The 26472-nt window shown below is 59.4% G+C and carries 21 protein-coding genes; 12 read left to right on the forward strand and 9 right to left on the reverse strand.

The window, feature by feature from the left end:
- Positions 1-33: 33 nt before the first annotated feature.
- The 4 genes from BN3002_RS08690 to BN3002_RS08705 form a co-directional block, all read right to left on the reverse strand.
- A complete protein-coding gene (locus tag BN3002_RS08690; RefSeq protein WP_058237507.1) occupies positions 34-675 on the reverse strand; it encodes an SOS response-associated peptidase in 642 nt (213 codons plus the stop codon).
- A complete protein-coding gene (locus tag BN3002_RS08695) occupies positions 675-1430 on the reverse strand; it encodes a trimeric intracellular cation channel family protein (RefSeq protein ID WP_070725480.1) in 756 nt (251 codons plus the stop codon). Before BN3002_RS08695 ends, BN3002_RS08690 begins: the two co-directional genes overlap by 1 nt.
- A gap of 19 nt (positions 1431-1449) precedes the next feature.
- Positions 1450-2490 carry a VIT1/CCC1 transporter family protein gene (locus BN3002_RS08700; protein WP_082628612.1) on the reverse strand — a complete coding sequence of 347 codons (1041 nt, stop codon included), beginning with the start codon at positions 2488-2490 and terminating at the stop codon, positions 1450-1452.
- A gap of 143 nt (positions 2491-2633) precedes the next feature.
- Positions 2634-2918 carry a YtxH domain-containing protein gene (locus BN3002_RS08705; RefSeq protein WP_058237509.1) on the reverse strand — a complete coding sequence of 95 codons (285 nt, stop codon included), beginning with the start codon at positions 2916-2918 and terminating at the stop codon, positions 2634-2636.
- A gap of 100 nt (positions 2919-3018) precedes the next feature.
- Between BN3002_RS08705 and BN3002_RS08710 the strand changes: the two genes are divergently transcribed.
- On the forward strand, positions 3019-3789 hold the full coding sequence (locus tag BN3002_RS08710) for an alpha/beta hydrolase (protein ID WP_058237510.1): 771 nt from the start codon (positions 3019-3021) through the stop codon (positions 3787-3789).
- A 9-nt stretch (positions 3790-3798) separates the two neighbouring features.
- Here BN3002_RS08710 and BN3002_RS08715 read toward each other — a convergent pair whose 3' ends face one another.
- The 3 genes from BN3002_RS08715 to BN3002_RS08725 all read right to left on the reverse strand — a co-directional run bounded on the left by BN3002_RS08715 (position 3799) and on the right by BN3002_RS08725 (position 7222).
- Complete coding sequence (locus BN3002_RS08715; RefSeq protein ID WP_154955723.1) at positions 3799-5058, reverse strand: hypothetical protein; 1260 nt, start codon at positions 5056-5058, stop codon at positions 3799-3801.
- Positions 5059-5183: 125 nt separating this feature from the next.
- Positions 5184-5879 carry a ChbG/HpnK family deacetylase gene (locus BN3002_RS08720; protein ID WP_058237512.1) on the reverse strand — a complete coding sequence of 232 codons (696 nt, stop codon included), beginning with the start codon at positions 5877-5879 and terminating at the stop codon, positions 5184-5186.
- On the reverse strand, positions 5876-7222 hold the full coding sequence (locus BN3002_RS08725) for an MFS transporter (RefSeq protein WP_257525589.1): 1347 nt from the start codon (positions 7220-7222) through the stop codon (positions 5876-5878). The genes BN3002_RS08720 and BN3002_RS08725 overlap by 4 nt, the downstream gene beginning before the upstream one ends.
- Before the next feature lie 135 nt (positions 7223-7357).
- On the opposite strand from BN3002_RS08725, the gene BN3002_RS08730 reads away from it, so the two are divergent.
- Positions 7358-10384, forward strand: coding sequence for an alpha-mannosidase (locus tag BN3002_RS08730; protein ID WP_058237513.1), 3027 nt, complete (start codon positions 7358-7360; stop codon positions 10382-10384).
- Positions 10385-10422: 38 nt separating this feature from the next.
- The gene (gene hrpA, locus BN3002_RS08735; RefSeq protein ID WP_058237514.1) at positions 10423-14775 is read left to right on the forward strand and encodes an ATP-dependent RNA helicase HrpA; all 4353 of its coding nucleotides are present in this window, start codon (positions 10423-10425) and stop codon (positions 14773-14775) included.
- Here hrpA and BN3002_RS08740 read toward each other — a convergent pair.
- On the reverse strand, positions 14765-16222 hold the full coding sequence (locus tag BN3002_RS08740; protein ID WP_058237515.1) for an alpha-L-fucosidase: 1458 nt from the start codon (positions 16220-16222) through the stop codon (positions 14765-14767). The two genes, hrpA and BN3002_RS08740, sit on opposite strands and share 11 nt — an antisense overlap.
- Positions 16223-16463: 241 nt before the next feature.
- Here BN3002_RS08740 and BN3002_RS08745 point away from each other — a divergent pair, with 241 nt between their 5' ends.
- The 8 genes from BN3002_RS08745 to BN3002_RS08780 all read left to right on the forward strand — a co-directional run bounded on the left by BN3002_RS08745 (position 16464) and on the right by BN3002_RS08780 (position 22839).
- On the forward strand, positions 16464-17390 hold the full coding sequence (locus BN3002_RS08745) for a carbohydrate ABC transporter permease (protein ID WP_082628613.1): 927 nt from the start codon (positions 16464-16466) through the stop codon (positions 17388-17390).
- A 10-nt stretch (positions 17391-17400) separates the two neighbouring features.
- Entirely contained in the window at positions 17401-18339 is a 939-nt protein-coding gene (locus BN3002_RS08750; protein WP_257525590.1) for a carbohydrate ABC transporter permease, read from the forward strand.
- Positions 18336-18515: a DUF6903 family protein gene (locus BN3002_RS08755; RefSeq protein WP_058237517.1), complete on the forward strand. Its 180-nt coding sequence runs from the start codon at positions 18336-18338 to the stop codon at positions 18513-18515. Before BN3002_RS08750 ends, BN3002_RS08755 begins: the two co-directional genes overlap by 4 nt.
- 16 nt (positions 18516-18531) lie before the next feature.
- Positions 18532-19884, forward strand: coding sequence for a carbohydrate ABC transporter substrate-binding protein (locus tag BN3002_RS08760; RefSeq protein ID WP_074026221.1), 1353 nt, complete (start codon positions 18532-18534; stop codon positions 19882-19884).
- A 9-nt stretch (positions 19885-19893) separates the two neighbouring features.
- Positions 19894-20418, forward strand: a complete 525-nt coding sequence (locus BN3002_RS08765; protein ID WP_257525591.1) for a SprT-like domain-containing protein — start codon at positions 19894-19896, stop codon at positions 20416-20418.
- A gap of 84 nt (positions 20419-20502) precedes the next feature.
- Positions 20503-21633, forward strand: coding sequence for a 6-phosphofructokinase (locus BN3002_RS08770; RefSeq protein ID WP_058237519.1), 1131 nt, complete (start codon positions 20503-20505; stop codon positions 21631-21633).
- Positions 21634-21644: 11 nt separating this feature from the next.
- Positions 21645-22229, forward strand: a complete 585-nt coding sequence (locus BN3002_RS08775) for a phosphoribosyltransferase (RefSeq protein WP_058237520.1) — start codon at positions 21645-21647, stop codon at positions 22227-22229.
- Entirely contained in the window at positions 22210-22839 is a 630-nt protein-coding gene (locus BN3002_RS08780; RefSeq protein ID WP_058237521.1) for a nucleoside/nucleotide kinase family protein, read from the forward strand. Before BN3002_RS08775 ends, BN3002_RS08780 begins: the two co-directional genes overlap by 20 nt.
- On the opposite strand, the gene BN3002_RS08785 is transcribed toward BN3002_RS08780, so the two are convergent.
- Entirely contained in the window at positions 22823-23965 is a 1143-nt protein-coding gene (locus BN3002_RS08785) for an ROK family protein (RefSeq protein WP_227469120.1), read from the reverse strand. The genes BN3002_RS08780 and BN3002_RS08785 overlap by 17 nt on opposite strands.
- 129 nt (positions 23966-24094) lie before the next feature.
- Between BN3002_RS08785 and BN3002_RS08790 the strand changes: the two genes are divergently transcribed.
- Positions 24095-26230 (forward strand): alpha-galactosidase, encoded by a 2136-nt coding sequence (locus BN3002_RS08790; RefSeq protein ID WP_058237522.1) that lies wholly within the window; start codon positions 24095-24097, stop codon positions 26228-26230.
- Positions 26231-26472: the final 242 nt, after the last annotated feature.

The following is a 26472-nucleotide window of genomic DNA, read 5'->3' on the forward strand; positions in this document are numbered from 1 at the left end:
GTCATGATTCTCACACTTTCCGTTCGTGCGCTGTCATGCGCGCTCAAGTGGTGAGATCAGCGACGGGTCGTTATTCTTCACCGACCCGACTTCCCGGCCCACGCGGCGCGGCAACAGGTGTGGCTCGGGAACAGCGTCAATCAGTGAGCGCACCTCATCCGGACGGTCCAGGTGCGGGTCGAGCCATGCTCCCCACAATTCCCTGGGCACGATCAGCGGCGTGCGGTCATGAATAGTGCCGAGGGCGTCCGGCGCGCTGCGTGTCAGGATCGCACATGTCCAGCTGTCGCAGATGCCTGCAAAGGCCATGAGGGGGTCGCCCTCGTCGGCGGACAAAAACCAGGGCTGCTTGCCTTGCCACTCGTAGTATCCGTTCGCGGGAACGAGGCAGCGGTGGTGCCGGACGGGGCCGCGGAAGGACGGCTTTTCCGTGACTGTTTCGGCGCGCGCGTTGATCATGGGGCGAAAACCGGGTTTGGCCCAACTTGGCACAAGCCCCCATGTCGCATCGGTCATCACGCGGACAAGGCGGTCGGCGTAGTGTTCCATGATGACGCGGATTGGCTGAGTGGGCGCAATGTTGTAGGACGCGATGGTACGCCCCAGCAGCTGGTCGAGTTCGAAGAGATCCTGCATATCGTCGTCGTTACCGAACAGAACGAACCGTCCGCACATTATTGCTCCTTATCCAGTTCTTCACGGATCTGGTTGAGCGCGTCGGTCGCTGCCTGAGCTGCAGCTTCAGCGGTCACAGCGGCGGTTTCCACGCGGTTGCGGCCCCACAGGTGTGCAAGCGACCATTCCGAGTTGCGCGGCAGCTGCCAGGAGCGCTGGAAAGCAAGGAATGTGAATGCTGACCCGACTATGATTGCGGTCGCCATTCCGATGGTGTCGAGGTGCCAGTTCCAGAAGGCCACCATGATCGCGGAGGACACCAGTGCAGGCGTGGCGTACAGGTTGTTTCCTCCGAACACCATCGGCGTGTTTCCCGCTGCGATGTCCCGGATCATGCCGCCGCCGATTGCGGTGGTCATCCCGAGGATCAGTGCCGGCATGATGCCAAATCCTGCTTCGAGTGTTTTCGCGGCTCCGGTTGCTGCCCAGCAGCCCAGTACTGTTCCGTCAGCAAAGGCGAGGGCGATCTGCCAGCGCCGTGAATCAAATGTGAACATGTAAGCGATGATGGCTCCGACCAGCGCCGCTGCCAGGTAGAACGGATCGGTGAGTGCTGCCGGCGGGCCAACCTGCAGCATGACGTCACGCAGAATACCGCCGGCCAGCGCAGACATCACGGCGAGGACGCCGAATCCGACGATGTCGAACCTTTTCATGCGTGCCAGGCGGCCACCCAGAACGCCGTTGAGCACCACGCCGATCAGGTCGATGGCGCGAAAAATGTCGGGAAGCGCATCGTTGAGCGAATGGAGCACAGAAGTCACATCGTCGATTTTAAAGTGCTGTTGTACCGAACAACCAGCCCAGAGCGTATGTCACGGCGGCTGCTCCAAATCCGATTGCCAACTGTCTGAATGCGCGAGGCATGGGGTCCTGACCAGAAAGCACACCCACCATTCCGCCGGTCAGCAGCAGCGAAATTCCCACCAGCACGGCGGCAATAACGACGGCGAGCAGGCCATCGGCCGCGAAAATATACGGAATGAGCGGGATGAACGCGCCAGCGGCAAAGAAGATGAAAGAGCTGATTGCCGCGCGCCACGGGGTCCCCACTTCTTCACCGGCACCGCCAGAGTCGTTGCCACTGAGCGCTGTGCGCACGGCGATCGGTCCGGATTGGCCTGATGGATGGGCGGCGACTTGCTGGAAGACCCGGCGCGCGTGTTCGGCTGCATCTTCAGGCGTTTCGCCGCGAGCGCGGAACACCAGCGCCAGTTCGTTCGCATCCACGTCGAGGGCGGGCACTGACTGGTGGGCCTGCGAGTCGGGCCGGGATGCGTCGAGCAGTTCACGCTGACTGGACACGCTGACCCATTCCCCTGCTGCCATTGACAGGGCACCGGCGAGCAGGCCGGAGATGCCGGTGACGAGGACAATCCTGGAGCTCACGCCGGTTGCCGCAATGCCCAGGATCAACGCCAGATTGGACACGAGGCCGTCGTTGGCACCGAACACTGCCGCGCGGAACGTGCCGGCCAGAGACTGGCGCGATCGTGCGGTCAGGCCTCGGATCACTTCGCCGTGTATGTGTTCGTCGGCTGCCATCTGCGCGGTCGCGTCGTCGTCCCGGTCGTACGCCGTGCGTTGTTCGGATCGTTGAGCCATCGCGAGAACGAAGATTGTTCCGAACATGCGTGCGAGGAATGCGCGTGCCCGGGCGCGAAACGAAGGCCTGGGTTCAGGGTAGGCATGAGGGCCAAGCAGGTCGAGCCAGTGTTTTTCGTGACGTTCTTCCGCGTCTGCCAGTGCGTTCAGCACCTGGCTGTCGCCGTCTTTTCGTCGAGCGGCGAGATGGCGGTAGGTCGCCTGTTCCATGCGTTCTTCAGCTAGGTACCTGCGCCACCGGCGTATCTGTTCGCGGGTCGGAGTGTGTTCAGACGTCACGGTGACTACAGTGGCACTCCCACCGGCGCGTTGTCCACGAGCGTCGTCGAAAGAGGACGTTCGGGCGTCCGGAATTATTCTTCTTCCACCTCAACGTCGACATATTCGTAGGTGCTGGTCGGTGTGCCGAAAAGGCGTTCCTTCACAGCATCGGCAACTTTGTCGGTCACACGTTCGCCGCCGGTGCGCACCGCTTCGGATACCCGCTGGCCGGCATTGTCGAGGGGACGCGACACGAAAGGCTGTTCACGAAGCTTGTGCGCTGCGGCTTTGATCTTCTCGTAGCGTTCACGTCCGGCTCGTGTTCCGAGGACGTACCCCACTCCCAGTCCGAGGGCGAGTCCAATTTTCATTCCCATTGACGATCTCCTCTCGCGTCGACACCCAGTGTATTTTCCTTAGGGCGAATTGTCTCACGCTTTTGCCACAGAACTGACAAAAATAGCTAGGTTGGAAGGTATGAGTGAGGTCTTGATTGAAACACCCCGCGGGCTCAGCCTGTCGGGTTCGTTCGTCAACCCTGTGGACAGCACTGACTGTGCCGTGCTGTTTTCTCACTCGTTCCTGTCCGATCGTCACTCCGGCGGGCACTTCGATCGCCTCGCCGGGCACTACCGCACGGCGGGGTATGCGACGCTGGCATTTGACTATTCGGGACATGGGTTGTCTGACGATGACATCATCACTCTTGACTCTCACGCGGAGGATCTGCGTGCCGCATCAGGCTGGCTGGCTGACCAGGGTTTCCATCGCCAGCTGATCCACGCGCACTCCTACGGCGCCACCGTCGCCATGAACGCTGCTCCACCTGCAGCGACAACTATGGTGCTGTCCGGGGCGGTACTGGGTCCCGTGTCGTATGACTGGCAGGCTATTTTTTCTTCCGAGCAGCTTGATGAACTGGAGCGTCACGGCGTTACAACCATCCCTGACGATTCACCCGGCCCTCGCCAGAACTTCACGATTTCCAGGCAGACTCTGGTGGATCTGTCGCTGGTCGACACGAAAGCGACAGTGGATCACCTGACCATGCCGGTTCTGATCATTCACGATGCCGACGATGAGGAGATCGGCCTGGTGGAAATGACTGAGGAAGTCATGCCGGAGCTGCCGCTGGGAAGTTCCGTCCAGGTCATTCACGGCTCGCATTTCGGCGCAGGTGAAGACGCTCAAACGCTTGTGGATCTGTCGCTTGAGTGGTCACGCACGCACGTTCCGATTCGTCGATAGTCGGCAGGCCTATGCGCGCTGAGGTCGGCGGTGTCCGCGGTATCGAGTCTTGCCGTGGGTGACGCTGTAGCGGTAGCCCAGCGGAGATGTCCACTCGTATATTCCCGGTCGGTGCTGAGTCAGGTGCCAGCGTGAATGCGTCTTGGCGCGGTGCACGGTACGTGAGAGCGGACCGAGATTGCCCAGGCAGGTCTGCCCCTTTGGCCCGTGCGGGTCATACGGAACGGTATGGTCAAGGTCGCATGCCGAGGAGCGCATCGTGGAGTACGGGAAGACTTCGACGGGCTCGCGAATATGCATCGCATGGCGCATCAATGGCGGTGGGTCATGTCGGTCGACCGCACGGTTGCTGTTGAGGTCAAGGACGGGACGCACTGTGACGTGGCAGTGAGCCAGCAGGTCGGAAAGAGCCTGCGCCGGGATCGTGCCGCACCTGTCACCGTGTACCAGTCGCGGCGACGCAGCGTTGATATGCAGGTGAAGCGTGGCAGGCGGGCGGGTGCGATCAAGCGCCTTACCAGTGGCGCCTTCCAGGCGCGCAAGCGCATAGGCGGGCGTCGCCAGAATTCCCAGGGCGCGGGACTTGCGCTCGTCCAGAGATTCGTCGGGGTGTTCGCTCACGAGCGTGCGCGCCAAAGCGTTGACCGTTCCTTCCAGAAGCTGCGCGTCGGTCACGCTCAAGGTGGCATCGAGATACACCAGATCCGTCGAGCTCTCACGGTCGAAGGCGACTCGGCGGTGCGACTTCTTCAAGTCGAAGCATCGTTCGATGCGTTCGGTGTCAACCTCGGCAATCAGCTCGTTGATGTGCTCAATGGTGCGCTCTTTGCTCCACGTGCCGATGTCGCCGATTCGGCGATCAACTTCCCTGCACACGTCCAGCGACAAACTGGTGGTGCGCATCGTGATAGCGCGCGCCTTCCACACGGGCACGTCCAGATCCAGTATGCGCTGCCACAGGCGCGGCATGCGGAAACGCAGGTCAAGCAGGTCTGAAATAAGGTTCAGCGCCACGTGCGGGGAGCACCCCAGAGCCGCCGCCACTTCCAAGTGGGCGAACTCGGCAATCAGGGGTGTACCCGCGCCACTGCGAATGACACGCTCTTCATCTGCAGGAGCTGCGCGGCTGACAGCCAGGACAGTGTCGACGACAAGACGGGCACGATCAGCTTCGGCCTGTTTCCAGCGCATATCCGCCTCACGCAGGGCATCGATGCGAGCTATGGCATCGTCCTGCGCGAGCTGCGGAACACGTGTTTTGTCGAACATGTGTTCTATTGTGGCAGCACCCACCGGCATCTGCGTTCCACACACAGCCAACAACCATCCTGATTTAAGTGATGTGTGTCACACTATCGACCGGCGTCACGATCGCCACCACTACCAGTTACCAGCTACCAGCGATCGACCACGCGAATATCGCGCTCCTTCAGTGCTTCCAGCCATTGTGAGTCAACGACGAGCCGCGCCTCCCACTGCCGCTTTTGATCATCGACACCGGGATGCACAAACACTTCACTGACCCCGACAGGCACAGCATCCAGCATTGCAATATAACTGTCCCGTAGCTGCTCGTAGCTGGCGACGTCTTGATACGGCGTCGTATTGGTCAGCATCATCTGTGGCAGAGCCACTCCCAGGCGGTCTGCTGCTGCCACGGCTTGAGCATGCAGAGAAGGCATCGACGAGTCACCTTCGTCAAAGAACTGAACGGGGAACGTGCGCGGCATGCGGAAAGCCAACGAAAAGCGGGTGCAGAATTCGAGTGCGGCGGGGAGCGCCTCGGGCGTATACAACGCGCCGCAATGCGAATCGAGCCGGATGACGTCCATCCCGCAGCCAGTCAAGCGCGAATGCTGTTCGCGCAGCTCATCGGCGATCTCACCTCCGGTTGCTTCGTGATGCAGGCCGACGCTGCTCAGTCCGGCGTCTCGCAGCATGTTCAGCTGCGCGGGCAGGTCATCGGAATTGGCGAGGGCGGTCACGGCACTGACACGGCCGCTGGCGACAAGGTCGCACACGATGCGCGAGGACGCGGGGTTCATGCCAAAGTCATCAGCGGTAATGACAATGCGACGCTCGGCACTCATGCTTCGTCGGCTTCCGGAAGGCGAATGAAGCGCGAAATCAGCGTGCCGATCAGCATGAATACCAGCGGATAGATGGCCATGTAGACGCGCCACGCCATCGCCGGGTCAGGGCCGGGCACCGCGCCGGAACGATATCCGAAGAACCAGCCCAGCGACAGCAACGCAATGGAGGTCGGGATCGCATTGAGACGGCCGAGCACGCCGAATGCCGACAGGAAGATCCCTTCGCGATGGATGCCAGTCTTGCGGGCATCCTCGTCAAGAACGCGGGCGAAGATCAGGTCGTTGGTGGCGAGCATACCGGACCAGCCGAACGCCACGCAGATTCCGCACAGGATGCCGGTGATGAGGTTGTGGGCAAAGAACAGTGGCACAAAGGTCAGTGCGCATACCGGCAGGGCCAGGCGCCATGTCCACGCCGCGCCGCGTCTGCGCACGATCGAGGTCCAGATGGCGAGTGATCCCAGTGACGTGAAGATGACGACACCTTGCATGATGGTGGCTTCCAGCGCGCCGCCACCCAGCGCGTAGTCCACGTAGAACTGCAGACCACCCATGAGCATCGCCATCGACGCGCCATACAGTGCTGAGACCACGCCGATCGTCCAGAAGTAGCGGTTGGTGACGATGTCTCGGATCGATCGCAGGAACGTCGGGCGTTTTTCTTCGACGTCGCCGTGGCGTTCGTGGATCCCCAGCGCCATGAAGATGATGACTGCAGCGGCGATAACACCATAGATGACGGCGAGGCGCTCGTATCCCACGGTCGGATCAGCACACGCTGCATCCCTGACGTCACATCCCAGGATGTTGCGGGCCAGCAGTGGGGTAAGGCCGAGGGAGAAGATCATGGCGACCAACTGGAATCCCTGTCGCAGCGAATTGGCGAGGGCGCGTCGCTTTTCCTGCGGGAACAGTTCCGGCAGCAGCGACCCGTAGGCCGCGTTGATCATGGAATCGGCCGCTTCGGACAAGATGGCGAATGTGGCGAACCAGGCGACCAGCATTGTTGCCTTCGCCGCGACGACGGCGTCAGGCACCCAGAACAGTGCGATCATGCCGATCAGCAGCACCAGTGCGCCGACGATGAGGTAGGGACGGCGCCTGCCCCATCGGGAGCGCGTACGGTCGGAGAAGTAGCCGAAGATCGGGTTATCGATGGCGTCAATAATCCCGTAGACCGTATAGACGGCGGCGTAGATGGCAGCATCCATGCCAAGGACCGACACGTAGAAATACAGCATCGACCCTTTGATGACATTGATCGGAATCGATGTGCCAAACATGCCGATGGCGAAGCGCCACGGCGGCGTCTGTCGACGCTCAGGTGAGATGGCGGTCACAGCAGCATCGTAGCACGCCTCATTATGCATACATTTTACGTTTGAGGATGATTCATGATCGATTCCCTCTTCAAATACATCAATAATGATGGATAATATAGAGGAACACATCACAATTCGAGCCAAAGGAGCCTCATGTTCGATGAAAGTTCACGCACCCGCCGCCAGGTGTCACGCGTACTGCGCGACTGGCTCACCCCGGGTGTCACGATCGAACGAGCAAATCTGACCCTTACCGCATGGGAAGTGCCCGACGAACCCGTCCCCTTCGACGAGGCAGTCACACAGGAATACTCCGACATCAGCCTGCCCTACGCATGGTCGCACCCCTGGGGCACGACATGGTTCCACGTCAGCGGGCGCGTACCGCAGGAATGGGACCCTGCATCCGACCAGCGCCGCCACGAAATCATCGTTGACCTGGGATTTTCCGACGCCGGCCCCGGTTTCCAGGCAGAAGGCGCAGCATATCGGCCAGACGGCACGATGATTAAGGCGCTCGAACCACTCAACCGTTACATTCCGATCGAGGCAGCGCCCGGTGAAGAATTCGAGCTCTTCATCGAAGCGGCCGCCAACCCGAATGTCATCGAAGGTGACTGGGTGACACCACCGACGATGGGCTCGAAAGAAACAGCCGGCACAGAGTCGATCTACACAATGACTACGTGCGAACTGCGCGCCATCGACACCACGGTTGAAGCACTCCAGGCTGACCTGACCGTGCTGAATGACCTCGTGACCGTCGTCGACTCACCCAGGCGCGAACAGATCATCCGCGGACTTGACCGCGCGTTGGACGCCCTCGACTATGACGATCTCTCGGGCAGCGCACACGAGGCGAGGCAGATGCTCAGCGATGTTTTGAGCGCTCCGGCCTCCGCGTCAGCGACCACCGCATACGCGATCGGACATGCGCATATCGATTCGGCGTGGCTGTGGCCGCTGCGAGAGACGCGACGCAAAGTAGCGCGCACGTGGTCGAATGTCCTGCACCTGATGGACGTCGACCCCGACGTCATGTTCGCCGCCTCCTCAGCCCAGCAGTATCAGTGGCTGCGTGACGAGCACCCTGACGTGTTCGAGCGCCTGCGTCAGCGCGTTGCCGAAGGCAGGTGGGTAGTCGTCGGAGGTCAGTGGATCGAATCCGACCCGTACATGATCGGCGGGGAGGCAATGGTTCGACAGTTCCTGGAAGGCCAGCGATTCTTCCAGCGCGAATTCGGCGTCATGCCCGAACACGTGTGGCTGCCGGACTCCTTCGGATACTCGGCAGCACTGCCGACCATCGCACGGCACATGGGTATGAAATGGATGCTCACGCAGAAGCTGTCGTGGAATGAGACGAACACGTTCCCGCATCACACTCTGTGGTGGGAAGGGATCGACGGGTCGCGTATCTTCACGCACTTTCCACCCGTTGACACCTACAACTCCACGCTCAGCCCGACCGACCTGCATCACGCTGAAAGCACATTCCGCGACAGCGGCGGAGCATCCAGGACGCTGGTGCCGTTCGGCTACGGTGACGGCGGCGGCGGCCCGACCAGGGAAATGCTGGCCAACGCGCACAGGCAAAAAGACCTGGAAGGCTCCCCGCGCGTGCGCATCGCCTCACCGACCGACTTTTTTGTCGACGCGCAGGCCGAATACCCCGATGCGCCGACGTGGGTGGGCGAACTGTACCTGGAGAACCATCGCGGCGTGCTCACCTCGCAGGCGCGCACCAAGCGCGGGAACCGACGCTGCGAGCATCTGCTGCGCGAGGCCGAATACTGGTGGACGCAGGCAGCGGTGCGCACCGGTGCCGACTACCCCTACGATGAGCTGCACGAGATCTGGCAGGAAGTCCTCCTGCTGCAATTCCATGACATCCTGCCCGGATCCTCAATCGCGTGGGTCCACCGCGAAGCTGAAGAAACCTTCGAGCGCCTCATGGAGCGCCTGAACACCCTGATCAATGACGCGCTCAGCATTGTTGCCGGCAACGGTGAGACCCCGCTCACCGCGAACGCCTCGTCCGCCGAGCAGCGTGGCGTGGGTGCCGGAGTGATCGCACATGTCAGCGCGCAGGCTCCCTCGTCCATCACCATTGACGAGGGCGACGACGGCTGGCAGATCTCGAACGGCGTGCTGAACGTACATGTCACGCGGGACGGATTGATTGACTCGCTGGTGGATGCGCGCCGTAATCGTGAGGTTGTGCCGGCAGGACAGGTGCTCGGCAGGCTCAACGCGTACCGCGACATTCCGGTGGACTGGGATGCGTGGAATATCGACGGTGATTACCGTCGCCACCCGAACCCGATTGACTCGGTGGACGCTCTGGATGTGCGCGAAGAAGACGGCGCTGCCGTCGTGACGTGTGAGCGGTCCTGGGGCACGTCGACGTTCGTTCAGACGATGCGCATCGCGCCCGATTCTGCGACGGTTGATTTCACGACTGAAGTCGAGTGGCATGAGCGCCGGCGGATGCTCAAACTGGAGTTGCCGGTTGACGTGCTGACCACAACCGCCCAATCCGAAATTCAGTGCGGACATATCACGCGCCCCATTCACGAGAACACGTCGTGGGAGCACGCGCGCTTTGAAACTGTGGGACTGCGGTGGGTGCGCGTGGCAGAAGATGATTTCGGCGTGGCCGTGGCCAATGACCGCACCTATGGGCACTCGTTCGTACGCATGCGCAGCGACGAGGGCAGGCCGTTCGTACAGATCGGTGAGTCACTGCTGCGCGCGCCGATGGCTCCGGATCCGGATGCCGATCAGGGCCACCACGTCCTGCGCACCTCCCTGACCGTTGGAGCTGAGATTGACGATGCGATCGCGCAAGGGCAGCGCCTGAACCTGCCGGTGCGCGAAGTGCGAGGCGACCATGGCGTGCCGGCACTGGTAGCACTGGACAGCGGGAATGCCCTGATTGAGGCAGTCAAGCTGGCTGATGACGAATCCGGTGACGTGATCGTGCGTTTCCATGAAACAAGAGGCGGGCGCACCACGGCGCGATTCAGTGTCGATATTCCCCACCTCGCGTCAATTGGCCTGGTAGATGGACTGGAGCGCGAGTGCGAGGACGAGGCTGACCTTCGCGCCGATGAAAGCGGCTTCGACGTTGATCTCAAGCCATTCGAACTGGTGACAGTTCGTATACATCGAAACTAACAGGAGAAGTGAAAGGCTAATCGACATAGACTGGGCCGGTGCCCCGACGACCACGTAAACATTCAGCGTTCAAGCCGTTCACACCTGAACAGCTTGCGCAGCGCGTCGCCGCCATTCCGGTGATCACATACCCGGATTTGCCGGTCAGCGACAGGCGCGACGAGATCGCCGCTGCGATTCGGGATCACCAGGTTGTCGTGGTGGCCGGGGAAACCGGCTCAGGCAAGACGACCCAGCTTCCGAAGATCTGTCTGCAGCTGGGGCGCGGCGTGACCGGCATGATCGGACACACTCAGCCGCGCCGCCTCGCCGCACACACTGTTGCTGAACGTATCGCCCACGAACTGGGGCAGAAAGTGGGGCGCGAAGCCGGCCAGGTTGTGGGCTACCAGGTTCGTTTCACTGACGAGGTCGGCCCGACGACGCTGGTGAAACTCATGACTGACGGCATTTTGCTCGCTGAGATCCAGTCGGACCCACTGTTGCGTCGTTACGACACTCTGATTATCGACGAGGCCCACGAACGCTCCCTCAACATCGATTTCATCCTGGGGTACCTCGCCCGCCTGCTTCCTGTGCGCCCTGATCTGAAGGTCATCATCACCTCCGCCACGATCGATTCGCAGCGTTTTGCCCGTCACTTCGACACACCGGAAGACCCCGCACCTGTCATCGAGGTGACCGGACGTACCTACCCGGTCGACATACGCTACGAACCGCTTTTTGACGACGAGGGTGACCACATCGACCAGGAAGAAGGTATCTGCCGCGCTGTCGATGAGCTGCGTACGGAAGGTCCCGGCGACATTTTGGTGTTCCTGCCCGGTGAGCGCGACATCCGTGACACGCAGCAGGCGTTGGCTGACCATCTAGGAAGCACTTCTGACATTGACATCCTGCCGCTGTATGCGCGGCTCACATCGGCCGAACAGCACCGAATCTTTGAACGTCATTCGCGTCGCAGAATTGTCCTGGCCACGAACGTTGCCGAAACGTCACTGACTGTGCCGGGGATCCGATACGTCATCGACCCGGGTCTGGCGCGCATTTCCCGCTACTCGAACCGCACGAAGGTACAGCGCCTGCCCATCGAACCGATCTCGCAGGCTTCAGCGAACCAGCGGGCAGGACGCTGTGGTCGCGTCGCCAACGGCGTGGCGATCAGGCTGTATTCCGAGGATGACTTCGACGCGCGCCCCGAGTACACCGAGCCGGAGATTCTGCGTACCTCACTTGCCAGCGTCATCTTGCAGATGGTGTCACTGGGGTTGGGTGACGTGCAGCGCTTCCCGTTCATCGACCCTCCCGCGCAGCGTGCCGTTCGGGATGGCCTGCAGCTTCTGGTGGAAATCGGGGCACTGACCGCTGACCACGGGCTGACGGCGATCGGCCGCTCCCTGGCGCATTTGCCGATCGATCCGCGGCTGGGCCGCATTCTCATTGAAGGTGACCGTAACGGATGCGGCTCCGATGTCCTTGTCATCGTGGCGGCCCTGTCGATCCAGGATGTCCGCGAGCGCCCTCTGGACTTTCAGCAGGCTGCCGACCAGGCGCATGCGCGCTTCGTGGATCCGCATTCAGATTTCATCACCTACCTGAACATCTGGCGCTACCTCAACGTGCAGTCACGTGACCTGTCCGGCTCCGCTTTCCGCCGCATGTGCCGCGCAGAGTTTCTGCACTATCTGCGTTTTCGTGAATGGCGTGACGTGGTCGGGCAGTTGCGGGACATGGCGCGCCCCCTCGGCCTGGATACTCACCGCATCGGCATTCCCAGCCCGAAAGAAGTGGCGTTTGCTGCCAACAGTGGCGGAATTGCGAATGCCGCTGCGCGCGCAGTCGTTGCCTACACGCGTTCAACGTCCTCACCTGATGCTGACGAAATCCACCGCTCGCTTCTGGTTGGCTTACTGTCGAACCTGGGTAACTGGGATCCGGCGAAGAAGGAGTATGCGGGCACTCGCGGCACACGATTCACCATCTGGCCCGGCTCCGGCCTGACCCGCAGCCACCCCGAATGGGTGATGACGGCGGAGCTGGTCGAAACTTCGCGCCTGTTCGCCCGCACGGTGGCGCGCATCAAACCCGAGTGGATCGAGCCTCTGGCCGGCCCTCTGCTCACCCGCGTCTACTCCGAACCATACTGGTCATCAGGCAAGGGCGCTGCGATGATCCACCAGAAAACCATGCTGTACGGGTTGACGCTGGAAGCTGACCGTACGGTCCTGCTCGGCAGGCTCGACATCACGATGGACGAGGGTGGCCCACGCCGTTCCCGAGTAGCGCGTCCGGGAACACTGGCTGGTATTGCGCAGGGTTTGCGCGGCCATGAGGGGCCAAGCGTGTTCGCTGATGCACTGTCGGACGCCCTGGGAGAAACGACCGTTGAGGAGAACTCCCCCGTCAGCGTGGAAGAGATTGAGCCGCTGACTGCACGCCAGTTGGCGCGCGAAATGTTTATCCGCCATGCGCTGGTGCGTGGCGAATGGCGTGAGCACCACCGTTTCATGGCACAGAATCGTGACCTGCTGGAGCAGGCTCATGAGGTGGAGCAGCGTTCACGCACGAGCGGACTCGTTGCAGGCGAAGACTCCCTCGTCAATTTCTTTGACGACCTGCTGCCTGAGGGCATCATCTCTGCCCGCCACTTTGACCGGTGGTGGGCCAAAAAGCGCCGCTCGAAGCCTGACCTGCTGACGTACCCGCCACAGCTGCTGTTGCCGCGCGGCTCGGGAACGGATGCCGACGCATTTCCTGACACGTGGAACGAGGGCGACCTGGAGTTCCCCCTGTCCTACGAGTTTCACCCCGGTGCCGCCCGTGACGGCGTGACGGCGACGATTCGTGTAGAAGAGCTTCCGCGCGTGACGGGACGCGGCATGGACTGGCTGGTGCCTGGATTGCTGGACGAACTGGTGATTGAGACGATCCGTGCGCTGCCCAAAGCGAAACGGCGTCTGCTGGCTCCGGCGCCCGAAGTGGGAGTGGATGTGGCTCAATGGATTCGTTCACGCATCGGCGGAGACGATGAAGTCGTGAGCGTTGAAGTGGACGAGCCTGAGGACCCTCGTTCCCTGAACGCCGCGATGGATCGCCTGGCCAAGTGGGGGGCGACCAGCGGATCAGTCAGGCGCAACAGGACGGCATCTGCGCAGTCGCAGCCAGAGCCAGACCATGCCCCGGTCGTGAAGCGCTCGGCCGGCATTGATCCCGATCCCGCCAGGCGTCCGCCTTTTGAGGAGGTGTTCGCTGATGCGGTGCGTCAGATTCGTGGCGTTGACCTGGGTGCAAAGGATCTGGCTCATGCGCGTGAGAATGTTCCCTCCCATGTTGTGATGACGCTGCGAGTAGTGGATCAGGATGGTCGTGAGCTGGGTTCGGGTCCGTCATTGACGTACCTGCAGCGCACGTTGGCACGCACAGCCGACGATGCCGTGCGCACCGCTGTTCGCGGGGCTGTGGCCGAAGCGTTTGCACGGGCGGCTGCACCCTCGCCTGCGCTGACACCGGAACCTGTCACGGAGTTTCCCGAGGATGTGCCCTGGTCGGTGGAGCCAGATGCGACGCAGGTGGCATTGCGCGGTTTCCCGGCGCTTGTTTCTGACAAAGATGAGGTGCGTCTGCAGATCGTGGCGAATCCCGATGAGGCGAACCGTCTGCACCGCGTGGGGGTGGCGCGGCTATTGGTGCGCGAAGTTCAGCTGGCGACTGCGCGGGTAACGACCCGGTGGAGTGGCCGGCAGGCAATGATGCTGGCTGCCTCCCCGTATGAGTCGACGCAGGCGCTGGTTTCTGACGCGCAGTGGGCCTCCGCGTTGAGCCTGGTGGACCAGCTTTCCGGTGATGACGGGCCGGCAGCGATCCGCAGCCGCACCCGTTTCGACAGCCTGGTTGCGCAGGCCCGCGACCGGCATGAAGACCGTGTTTACGAGATCCTTCAGCATGTGATCCGCACGCTTGAGGCTTCCAGCGAGGTGGCGGACAGTGTGCGTACTCATCAGCACGCGTCACTGAATGAAGTTCGCCAGGAGGTGCGTGATACGACTGAGGCGCTGGTCTTCCCCGGTTTCATTTCAGCCACACCGTTTGAGGTTCTGCCTCACCTGGCCAGGTATGTGCGTGCCGGTGCCGTGCGCCTTGACCGTGCGGCGCGAGGGCGACCCATGCTCGATCAGGACGCGCAGAATGCGCACGTGATCGGTGATGTTGAAGACGCCATTGAGCAGGCGCAACACGCATTGGATGAGCATCCGTTCAATGCGAAGCGGGCGCGCACGATCAGCGAGGCGCGCTGGTTGCTCGAAGAGCTGCGCGTCTCACTGTTCGCTCAGCAGCTGGGCACTCCGCGGAAAGTTTCAGCCAAGAGGATCTACTCCCTGCTCAGGCACTGACTGGCCATACGTGCGCCAGGCGCACTGATCCGCGTGACTGCTCGACCGACACTGTGATGCTGGCCAGTTCGACCGGATCGAACGAAATGATGCGCTGGTAGCCCACTGAGTTCGCACTGCCCAGGTCAACTGTGGTGCCATTTGGGCAGGTGCCGCGCACCGTGACTCGATCGATGCGCTGGCCTTCAGCGATGGCTTCACGGATAATGACGGCGCTGACAGGGGTGGACCGGTCGAAGCTGATGGTCAGCGTGGGCGCTGAGTCTCCCTCGTCCGGCTGCCAGTACGGGGCGGTCAGCAGGGCGGGAATGAGGGGGTCGTACGAGTCATCGAACGGGGTGCCCGCCTGGGCGGTGAGCGTGTCAGGCACGGTTGACGTGGACGCGTCCACGGTGACGGTGCTGATGCGGCGCGCGTAGAAGTCGCGCACCAAATCTCCCAGCCCCTTCAACGAATCGATGTCGGGTTGGGCCAGGACGCCCTTGCGGGTGGGTGGCACGTTGAGCAGCAGCGAGCAGTTCCCGCCGACGCTGCCGTGCCAGATGGCGAACAGTTCATCAGGGGTGCGCACGTGCTCATCTTCGGCGGCGTGGTGGAACCATCCGGTTCGGATCGACGTGTCCACTTCGGCCGGGTACCACACAAGCGGCCCGTCGTAATTGGCGAGGGCAGCTCGCGATCCGAGGTCCTCGTCGGTGGATTTCACTTCGCGTGAGAATGTGCCGTCATCTGCTTTTTGAGAGTGTTCCTGTGTGCGTTCGGCGGACTGGAGTTCTGCTGGAAGGACGCTCCATTCTGCCGGCCTGGCAACGCCGGCCTCGTTACCGCACCAGCGCACATCGGGTCCGCAGATGTTGATGACTGCTTCGGGCTGCAGGGCGCGGATCAGGGTGAAATATCGTTCCCAGTCGTAGTACTGGACCTTGCCGTTCTCTCCTTCACCGTTGGCCCCGTCGAACCAGATGGAGAAGATCGGGCCGTAGTTGGTGAGCAGCTCGGTGAGCTGGTTGACGAAGAAGTCGTCGTAGGCGACGCCTTGCCCGTAGGTGGCTTCGGTGCGATCCCACGGGGACAGGTAGACGCCGAATTTGAGGCCGAAGCGGCGGGCTGATTCGCTGGCTTGTGCGACGATGTCACCCTGGTAGGGGCTGGAGGCGACGCTGTGGTCGGTGTAGGCGCTGGGCCATAGGCAGAAACCGTCGTGGTGCTTGCAGGTGAGGATCACGCCGGTCATTCCGGCGTCCTTGAGGGCGCGCATCCACTGGTCGGTGTCAACGTTGCCGGGAGTGAAGAGTGCAGGATCTTCGTGCCCCTCGCCCCATTCGCGGTCTGTCATCGTGTTCATGCCGAAGTGGATGAAGGCGTACATTTCCATCTCCTGCCAGCGGAGCTGACGGAATGATGGTCGAACGTTGGACAGATAATTCAGTGCGTCACCCGCATGCATGATGGAAAGTCCTTTTCTTTGTATCTGACAGCAGCGATTAAATGTTACATAACACTCACTAACTTGTGATAGTTTGGCACCCTTTCTGATGTAGATTGTTACGAGGTTCTTTTCCGGCCAGCTGACAGTAAATGTCAATGACCCGGAGACTTGGATTCTGACGAATTGAGGATGCCGATGTTGTCACGCTATTTGGCGGAGCACCCTCACATCCTTTCTTTCAACTCAAAGAGGATCAACTATGTCAACGACAAATAGGCGAAAGCGCAGGTCAGCCGAGCTTCAGCGCAATCGAAGCATCTTCGGTATTGCGTGCGCACTCCCGACGGCCATCCTGTTCACTGTCTTCATCGTCGTTCCGACGATCAACATTTTCAGAATGTCACTCTACAAATGGAGCGGTTTTTCTGGTGTTCCCGAATTCGTTGGGCTGAACAACTTCAAGATTTTGTTGGGTGACATGAATTTCGTCCACTCGCTACAAAACACCCTTCTACTCCTTATTGTCGTGACATGTATCACGATGCCCGTTGCCGTGATCTTTGCTGCAATGCTGATTCAAACGAAGATTCTCGGAGCAAATCTGCTCCGCTTCGTGATGTATATTCCGTCGATTCTATCGGCAGTTGTCATCGCAGCAATGTTCTCCGTCATTTACGACCAGGCTGATACTGGCCTAGTAAACGGTACCTTGCACATCCTGCGTCTTGACTGGCTTAAGCAAGTCTGGCTCGGCGACCACAAGATCGTCATTTTCTCAATCGCATTCGCAATGGTATGGCAGTCCTTTGGCTACTACATGGTGATGTATATGGCGTCCATGACTGGCATCGATAAGAGCCTGTACGAGGCAGCATCATTGGACGGAGCCGGCCAGATCCGCACCCTGGTGAGCGTGACGGTGCCACTGATCTGGAGCAACATCCGAACGACATTGATTTTCTTCATCCTAGGGTCGGTCAATCTGAGTTTCGTCCTTGTTAAGGCAATGACTGACGGCGGTCCAGATAACGCATCCCAAGTCATTCTGGGATACATGTACGACCAGGCCTATACAAACTCCTCATACGGTTACGGCATGGCGATCGGAGTAGTGATCTTCCTGTTTAGCTTCATCTTGTCATTGATCGTCAGCCGCGCGACCAAACGCGAACCAATTGAGCTGTGAGGGAAGAAAGATGACACCAACAGTTTCAGTTTCCACGAAGAAATCCTCTTCAAAGAGGATGCGCAAAGCCTCGGGGAGTGTTGCCGACAGGTGGACCCCGCATCGCATCTTCAACCAAGTCATTCTCGTCTTGGTTTCCCTGACGATCATCATCCCGACGATCTGGGTTTTCCTTGCCTCCTTCAAGCAGAGAGACGAGTTTTACGGAAACCCGTGGTCCCTACCTCGCAGCCTTTACCTACAGAACTACGTCGACGCCTTCACCGACGCCAGAATCGGCGACTTTTTCTTGAATTCTCTGTTCGTCACTGCTCTGGCAATGGTGCTAGTTGTCGCTATCGCGCTGCCTTGCGCTTACGTACTGGCACGATTCGACTTCCCTGGCCGCAGGATCTTGCAGATGGCCATCCAAGGCGGACTGTTCATTAACGTGAACTATATTGTCGTCCCAATCTTCCTGATGCTGGTCGGATTCGACTCATCGGTATACCAGTGGTTCCCCAACGGCCTGTTCATTAACAACCTCGTGGTACTTGCCATTGTGTACGCCTCAACTTCACTGCCCTTCACAGTGTTCCTGCTCCAGGACTTCTTCGCGCGCATCCCTGAAGATTACGAAGAAGCTGCCTTGCTTGATGGCGCCAACCAGTTCACCGTCATGGTTCGCATTTTCTTCCCCATGGCGACACCAGCCATATCCATGGCAATGCTCTTCAACTTCCTGAGCTTCTGGAATGACTACATCATTTCAATGACGCTGATGACCGATTCATCCAGCCGCACCGTCCAGGTCGGTCTGCTCAACCTGATGGCAACGCAACGGGCAGCCACCAATTACGGCCGCCTGTACGCAGGCATGGTCATCGTGATCGTTCCAGTGATCATTTTCTATTCACTCGTTCAAAAGCGTCTACTCAACGTCACCAATGCTGGAGGTATCAAGGGATGAGCGACCGCGCACTACGAATTATCGGCATGATCGGTGCCGCATTGATCTTCATATTCTTCGTTGCACTGGTCGTCATCGGTCAACGTACAACCAGCTGGGGTAGCCTCGGCATCCAGCTAATCGGACTGGCTGGCGTCCTCGGCATGCTCGCTTTCTACAACCATCAATACCGCTAACTAGAAAGAGGTAATCGTGAAATATCACACCAAACGCACTTTGTTGTGCGCGGGAACCTGCCTTGCGTTGACGGCAACGCTAGGCGCATGCGGCGCCGGCGGATCTCAAAGCGCATCAGACGGCAAATCGACGTTGAACCTGGCGTTCTTCGATGGCGGAAACGGCCCTGAACCCTACCAGGAGGTCGTGGCAGCCTACAAGGAACTGTTCCCTGACGTGGAAGTCAACCTTGTGACGTCAACGGAAATCGAAGACGAAATCATGCCTGGCATGAAAGCGGGCAGGTACCCGGACTTGGTCCAGCGTGGCCTGAATGCAAAGGCCGGGCTCGTTGAAACCATGCTCGGTGACAACGCAATTGCCGATGTCACCGATGTCCTGTCGATGCAAATTCCCGGCGAGGAAGTCACCGTTGGCGAAAAGCTGATCGACGGCATCATCGGACCCTACACGAACCCAAATGGCGACGATCGTACCTTCCTGCTGCCGACGTTCTACTCACCTGCCGGATTGGTCTACAACAAGACCCTGCTGGAAGAGAACGGCTGGGAAGTTCCGCAAACATGGGATGAAATGTTCGAACTAGGCAAGAAGTCCAAGGAAAAAGGTATCTCGGTCTTCACCTACGCAACCTCAGGCTACTTCGATTCGCTCGTGGGTGCCCTGCTTGCAGACGCTGGCGGCGAACAGCTCTTCCAGGACGTGATGTTCTATAAGAAGGACGTGTGGAAGTCGGACGAGGCCCGCAAAGTCCTCGACACGATCGGCAAGATCGTCAGCCCCGATTACCTGCACCCGGACACACTGGGATACGCAAACGTGCAGGACTCAAAGAAGAATCAGCAGACGGTTCTCAATGGTGATGCAGTGTTCATGCCCAACGGAACTTGGATCCGCAACGAAATGAAGGACGCCCCGAAGACTGAAAACTTCAAGTGGGCGCTCTCACCCGCTCCCGGTTTTACTCCCGACGAGCGCTACCTGACGGTACTGATGGACGCACTGTGGACGCCAACTCAGGCAAAGAACCCTGAAGAAGCTAAGCGTTTCATGGCATTCATGTACTCCGACAAGGCTGCCGAAATCTTCGCCAAGATTGGTCAAGCTCAGCCCATCAAGGGCATTACCGACAAGCTCGAACCAGAACTCGCTGAGTTGTATGGTGCTTTCGACCAGGAAGGCGTCAAGATTATTCCCGGCACCTCCTTCAGCCAGAATGCAAGCGTTGAAGGTGTCAGTATCAAGGATGACCTGTACTCAACGATCGACTCAATTGCCTCGGGCAAGAAGACCGTTGATGAGTGGCAGAAAAAGCTCAACGACGATTCGAATGCTCTGAATGAGGCGATGCCCAAAGATCAGAAGTAACCTGTCCAGGTGACTGATGATCTGAGCTGGGTGCTTAAAGAAGCACAAACCCTGCTCACTTCGCACGGCGTGCATGGTTGGACTGTTAAGTTCGACCGTGCACGCCGTCGTGCTGGACAGTGCAACCACACGACGCACACCCTGTCGTTTTCTCGGCCGTTGATGACACTGTATCCCCCAGATGAAATTCGAGACGTCATCGCTCACGAAGTGGCTCACGCTCTGGCAGGCGCCAGCCACCACCATGACGAGGTATGGAAGAAGGCGGCTCGCAACCTGGGGGCGCGACCCGAGGCGCGCCTGTCTGCGGCCTTGCCTGCTCCTGAGGCGCCGTGGATCGGAACCTGTCCGCACTGCGGAGCACGCAGGTATCTATATTCCGCACCCAGGCGCGTGTCATCATGCGCGTCATGTTCACCACACTTTGATGTCGCCTTGATCTGGCAGTGGGAACACCTCGGCCACCCTCGTACCCCACCGGGGCGCTACCAGCGTGAACTGCGCTCACTGACACGCCGATCTTCACGACGTTAAATCATCCTCGTCATTACTCGTGGCACGACCTCGTCCACTACCATGGGAATCACTGCCGATCGGCGCACAGGAAGGAAGCGGATCATGGCGAAGAAAATACAGCGCGTGGGAATCCTTACCGCAGGGGGCGACAGCCCTGGGCTTAACGCAGCAATCCGCGGGTTCGGAAAAGCGGCCATCGGGCATTACGGGATGGAACTGATCGGCTTCCGCGACGGCATCCGCGGCATGGCGGAAAACCGCACCATTCCCATCGATTCACGCTTCCTCTCCGGGATCCTGACCGTCGGCGGCACGATCCTTGGAACTTCGCGCGACAAGCCGCACAAGATGAACGTCAATGGCAAAACCGTTGACATGACGGACACGATCCTGGCGAACTGCGAGAAGAACAAACTGGACTGTGTCGTGTTCATCGGCGGTGGCGGAACTGCGAAGAATGCGAACCGGCTGGCCAAAGCAGGTCTGAACGTCATCCACCTGCCCAAGACCATTGACAACGACATCGCGCACACCGACACAAGTTTCGGATTCTCCACTGCACTGGGTATCGCGACCGACGCGATTGATCGTCTGCATTCAACGGCCCACTCCCACCACCGCATCATCGTGGTGGAAATTATGGGTCACAAAGCAGGGTGGCTGGCACTGGGAGCCGGCATCGCCGGCGGCGCCGACATCATCCTGATCCCCGAAATCGCCTATTCCATCGACTCCATCGCCGCATCGATTCGCAAACGTGCCGAGGCCGGGCATTCGTTCTCGGTTGTCGCGATTGCCGAGGGCGCCCGTGACACTCAGGACACCGCTGACCTCGAAGCTGCTGAAGCACTGCTGTCTGCTGCAGACAGCCCGGAAGCAAAGTCGGCAGCCAAGATGCATAAGCAGTCCCTGGAACTGGCGCATCGCGGCAACGCATTCAAACTGGCCGAAGAACTTGAAGCGGCCACCGGCCTGGAGTCCCGCGTGACGGTGCTGGGGTATGTGCAGCGTGGCGGCACGCCGAATGCTGAAGACCGCATGCTTGGCACGTTGCTCGGCGGGGCTGGCGCAGATCTCGTGGCCAAGAAAAAATACGGCATCACCGTGGCAGCACAGGGACAGGCGGCTGTGCCGGTGCCGTTGAAGGACGTGGCCGGCACGCTCAAGACTGTTCCTCTGGATCACCCGTGGATCACTGCTGCACGCCACGTCGGAACCGGAATGGGCGACTAGAAGGATTATTCGTGACACTTCCATTCGATGACGGAGCCACCACTACCGACGGACGACCAGCTGACCTGCAGCCAGATCGCGAAACCCTCACGTGGCAGGGGTTCGGTGACGCCTCGCGCGCACTCACCCAGAGCATTGTGGATTCAGGCTGGATGCCGGAGCTGATTGTCGCGATTGCACGCGGAGGACTGCTGCCCGCCGGTGCGATTTCCTACGCCATCGGCGTCAAGGCGATGGGCACGATGAATGTCGAGTTCTACACCGGGGTGGGTCAGACTCTGACTGAACCGCAATTGTTGCCCCCCTTGATGGATGTTTCGGCGATGGACGGCAAACGCGTCCTGGTGGTCGACGATGTTGCCGATTCCGGCAGCACCCTGAAGATGGTGATGGACATGATCAACGCTCACGGTCTGTCACTGGATGGTCATACCACTGTCAAGGCAGAGGCCCGCAGCGCGGTGATCTATAAGAAGCCTCGCTCCGTGATCGAACCGGACTACATGTGGCGTGAGACTGATAAGTGGATCAATTTCCCCTGGTCAACATTGCCGGTGATCCAGCGCAGTCAGGACAATGACACCAAGCGCGTCTGAATCAGTTGCTCGCCAGATCGTTGACCGCATCGCCGCTCACCCCCGCCTGCGCCTGCTGGGAATAACCGGCCCGCCCGGCACTGGTAAGTCCACGGTGTGTGCCCTGGTGGCACGAGGGTTGGATGAGCGCGGCATCGAGGTCGCGGGAATTGTTCCGATGGATGGTTTCCACCTGTCGAATGCAGTGCTGCACGCGTTGGGTCGGGCTGACCGCAAGGGCGCTCCCGACACCTTTGATGTTGATGGGTATTGTGAAATCCTGCGCCGTGTTCGGCGTGCCGAAGGAACCGTTTTCGCCCCCGAATATCGCCGCGACATGCATGAGCCGATTGCTGCGAGCGTCGCAATTGCCCCTCGGGGGATCGTGTTGACGGAGGGGAACTATCTGGGCGTGGATCTGCCGAGATGGCGTGACGTTCGCGGCCTGCTCGATGAGCTTGTTTTCATCGACACTGATCGCACCGAGCTGGTGCGACGCCTGGTGGAGCGGCATAAGCAGCACGGACGGCGTACCGACGAGGCGGCGCACTGGGTGCGAACGGTGGACAGCGACAATATTGACCTGGTGTGTGCGGCTGCGGGCCGCGCAGATTTTACTGTGCGAGCGTAGAGTCAACCAGCCACTGCACGATCGCTGCGGTGGCAGCGCCCTGCGCCCAACGGTCAAAACTGCCGGAGCGCTGATGGACGCGGATGTGCGGGTCATCGGGCCGGGAAAATGACGTCAGTTCACGCTGGAAATTGTCCGCCCACGGTGTCTCCAGCAGGCACACACCTTCCCCGTCCAGAACAACATCACGCACGAGGGCGGCTGATGCCACTGTCTGCACATAGACCGCAAGGTTCGTGGCAAATTCCCTGATGGCACGCTGGCTGGCCTGGTCACCGTCTTGAGCCAAAGCGATGAGTTCGTCAGCCGAGGCGGGGCGGCCGTCATCGTCGACAATGGCGCGACCCGAGCGCGCCCGAGATATCACTGCGGGAACCGTCAAGGCGCCGTTGGCGCACCCGATATGACCGTACTGACATACTCCATGCGCTCCGGCCAAGGGGATATGAGCCGTCATACCCAGGCCCCGCAGCGGCGAACGCACAGCTCGCAGGCCGTGCACCATACCGTGTCCGATTCCGGCGCCAACCGTGACGATGAGGAAGTCCTCGCATTCCCGACCCAGACCGAACCACAGTTCCAGCATCGTCAGGCCTGACACGTCGTTGATGACTGTCAGTGGAATTGCCAGGTCGAGCTCACGGGCCAGGTCAATATTGTCCCATCCGAGGAAACGGCTGGACCGCACAACCGTTCCGTCCACCTGCCCGCCCAGCGAAATCGCTGCTGCAGTTGCGCCGGGGGCCACAGTGTTGATCAGGTGGCGAATTTCAGCAGCACACTCGGACACATCGGTCGAGGGAATCGGCTGAGTCAGAGCATCCAGGATCTCGGCATGGGTATTGGTGTGCACAACGTGAATGTCGGAACCAGTCAGGTTGATTCCGACAAAGGTCTGCTTATCGGCAGGAACTTCAAGGAGTTGGGTGGGCCGACCCATACCGGTAGGTGACATACCCGACGAGGTTTCGTGCACCAGTGAACGCGAGACGAGGGGGCGCACCAGCCGCGTCAGCGTTGCCGGCGACAGCTCAAGGCTGCGTGCAATGTCGGCTCGCGCAACAGGGCCTTTCGTCAGGATATGCGCAGCGGTTGCCAGTGATGAGTCGTCGAATAAACGAGCCACTGTGACAGTCTCCTCGAAATATATGCGTCATTGTCTTGTATTCACTGTACATTCACGCTACTATTTTTCACATCGAAAGTTAGTGGGCGATGCCGCCCAACTTCACACTAACTCGATGGAGGGATTCACGTGACGCACCTACCGTCAACACTTCACCTCATCAACGGGGGAACATCAGTCTTTATTCGCACATCAGACAAGGCACTTCCTCAAGTCCTTTACTGGGGAGCTACCCTACCCGCTCTCTCCAGCGAGAGCGCTGCCGACTTCTCTGACTCTCAGTACTCTGCTGTCGTGTCAGGAATGGCCGACACTCCACCACTCTTTTCTTTAATTCCGCAACAAAGTGACGGCTGGCTCGGAACACCCGGCTTGGTTGGATCACGAAACGGGCTATCCCAATTTTCTTCTTTTGTGACCCACACGATTGACCAAACACCTTCGTCAATGATCGCCTATGCACACGATGACGAGGCAAACATCGATTTGAGTATCGAACTCGAAATTACCGATGAAGGCCTACTCCGAACGCGTGCGATTCTAACGAATGCTGGCGAGGACGGTTATAACCTAGACTCTCTACTTCTTGCACTCCCCACTCCGGCTACGGAAACGTATGTTATCGATCAAAGTGGCCATCACTTGCGCGAGCGTGATACCGACATACACGAATTCACTATCGGTTCACATCAGCGCGAGATTCGTGTGGCACGAGCGCACACAGTTTCCAGCATTCACGGGACGTGCCAGAAAGCCACTTCTTGGCAACGCGGACTCGTCCACTATATCCACGTCGCATGGTCCGGAAACACACGGACGATCGCTGAGCGCGATACGCAAGGTTATCAAGGACTCATGGGGGGCGAGTTACTTTACCCAGGCGAAGTTAGCTTGGCACATGGGGAAAGTTACACTACTCCTTGGCTCTTCGGCACCTGGGGTGAAGGCCTCGATCAAGCAGCATCTCGTTTCCATAAATTTGTCCGAGACCGCTCCGCACACCCGACTACGCCGCGCCCTGTTACGCTCAACGCGTGGGAAGCCGTGTACTTCAATCAAAACTTGCCACACCTACTTGAATTGGTCGCAGAAGCAGCAAAAGTTGGAGCTGAACGTTTCGTCCTCGACGACGGGTGGTTTTCCGGCAGGCGCGATGACACGACCAGCCTCGGTGACTGGACCGTTTCCGAGGAGGTGTGGCCTGACGGTTTGGCACCGCTGGCAGACGCGGTCCACGATGCTGGCATGCAATTCGGACTGTGGTTCGAGCCTGAAATGATCAGCCCTGACTCCGACGTAGCACGTGCTCATCCGGACTGGATCCTTTCGCCGCGCACTCACCAGCCAAGAGAAGCCCGCCAGCAGCAGGTCATCGATCTGACAAATCCGGAAGCTTACGAATATGTAAAGTCACAGATACTTGCCGTACTCGATTCAACAACGATCGACTACATTAAGTGGGACTTTAACCGTGACGTCTACGAGGCTGTTTCACCTCGCACCGGCAAACCCGCTTACCATGAACGGACACTGGCTACCTACCGCTTGATGGACGAGTTGACCAAGATCCATCCCACGCTCGAAATTGAATCCTGTGCAGGAGGCGGCGGACGTATAGATCTAGGTGTATTGGAACACACCGTTCGGATTTGGGGATCAGACTGCACGGATCCAATCGAACGCTTGCAAATCGAGGCCGGCACTTCCTTACTATTGCCGCCAGAATTGGTTGGCTCACATGTTGCATCGACCGTTTCGCACCAAACCGGTCGAACGCTCAATCTGCCTCTGCGCGCATCGAACGCCATGTTCTCTCACATGGGAATTGAATGGGATCTACCGAACGCCGACCCGACCGAACTTGAGGAGCTAGCAAAGTGGGTGACGTTGCACAAGCAGCTTCGACCATTACTGCATTCGGGTCGGGTTGTCCATGCCGATCATCCTGACTCAGGCTACTGGGTTCACGGCGTAGTTGCTCAGGACGGCGCTGACGCAGTCTTTGCTTTAACCCGAGTACGGACTTCAGCGCAGCGGCCCACACCTCCGCTGCGCTTGCCTGGCCTTGTCGAAGACGTGACCTACGCATTGCGAGAACTCCTGCCTGAAGGCATCGGCTCAGCTATTGGAGATGGCCACGGGTCAGTGCCGTGGTGGGAACGAGGATTAATGTTACCCGGCGCAGTTCTTACTCACGCTGGCATTCGCTTCCCCGATTTGAACCCTATGCAGACGGTTCTACTCAGAGTTCAGAGCGCTCAGTAGAAGCCACTTTAAATGCGTACCAAAACCGAATGTCTCGATTACGATTCCTTGCGGCTTTCGATTCGTGATTGGAATGAAGAAGCAAGCATCTTAGACCTGCCTGGAAATTCTCTACGATGCAGCAGATCAAAATACCATTCTCGTACGTTCTGCCAACTAATCTCTCGAGGCGTTTCCTAACCAAGAAAGGATGAACATAAAAGAATCGAAACTTCTTAAACCTTGGATCAATATTCTTCCCT

The sequence above is a fragment of the Actinomyces ihuae genome (assembly GCF_001457875.1).
GTDB lineage: Bacteria > Actinomycetota > Actinomycetes > Actinomycetales > Actinomycetaceae > Pauljensenia > Pauljensenia radingae_A.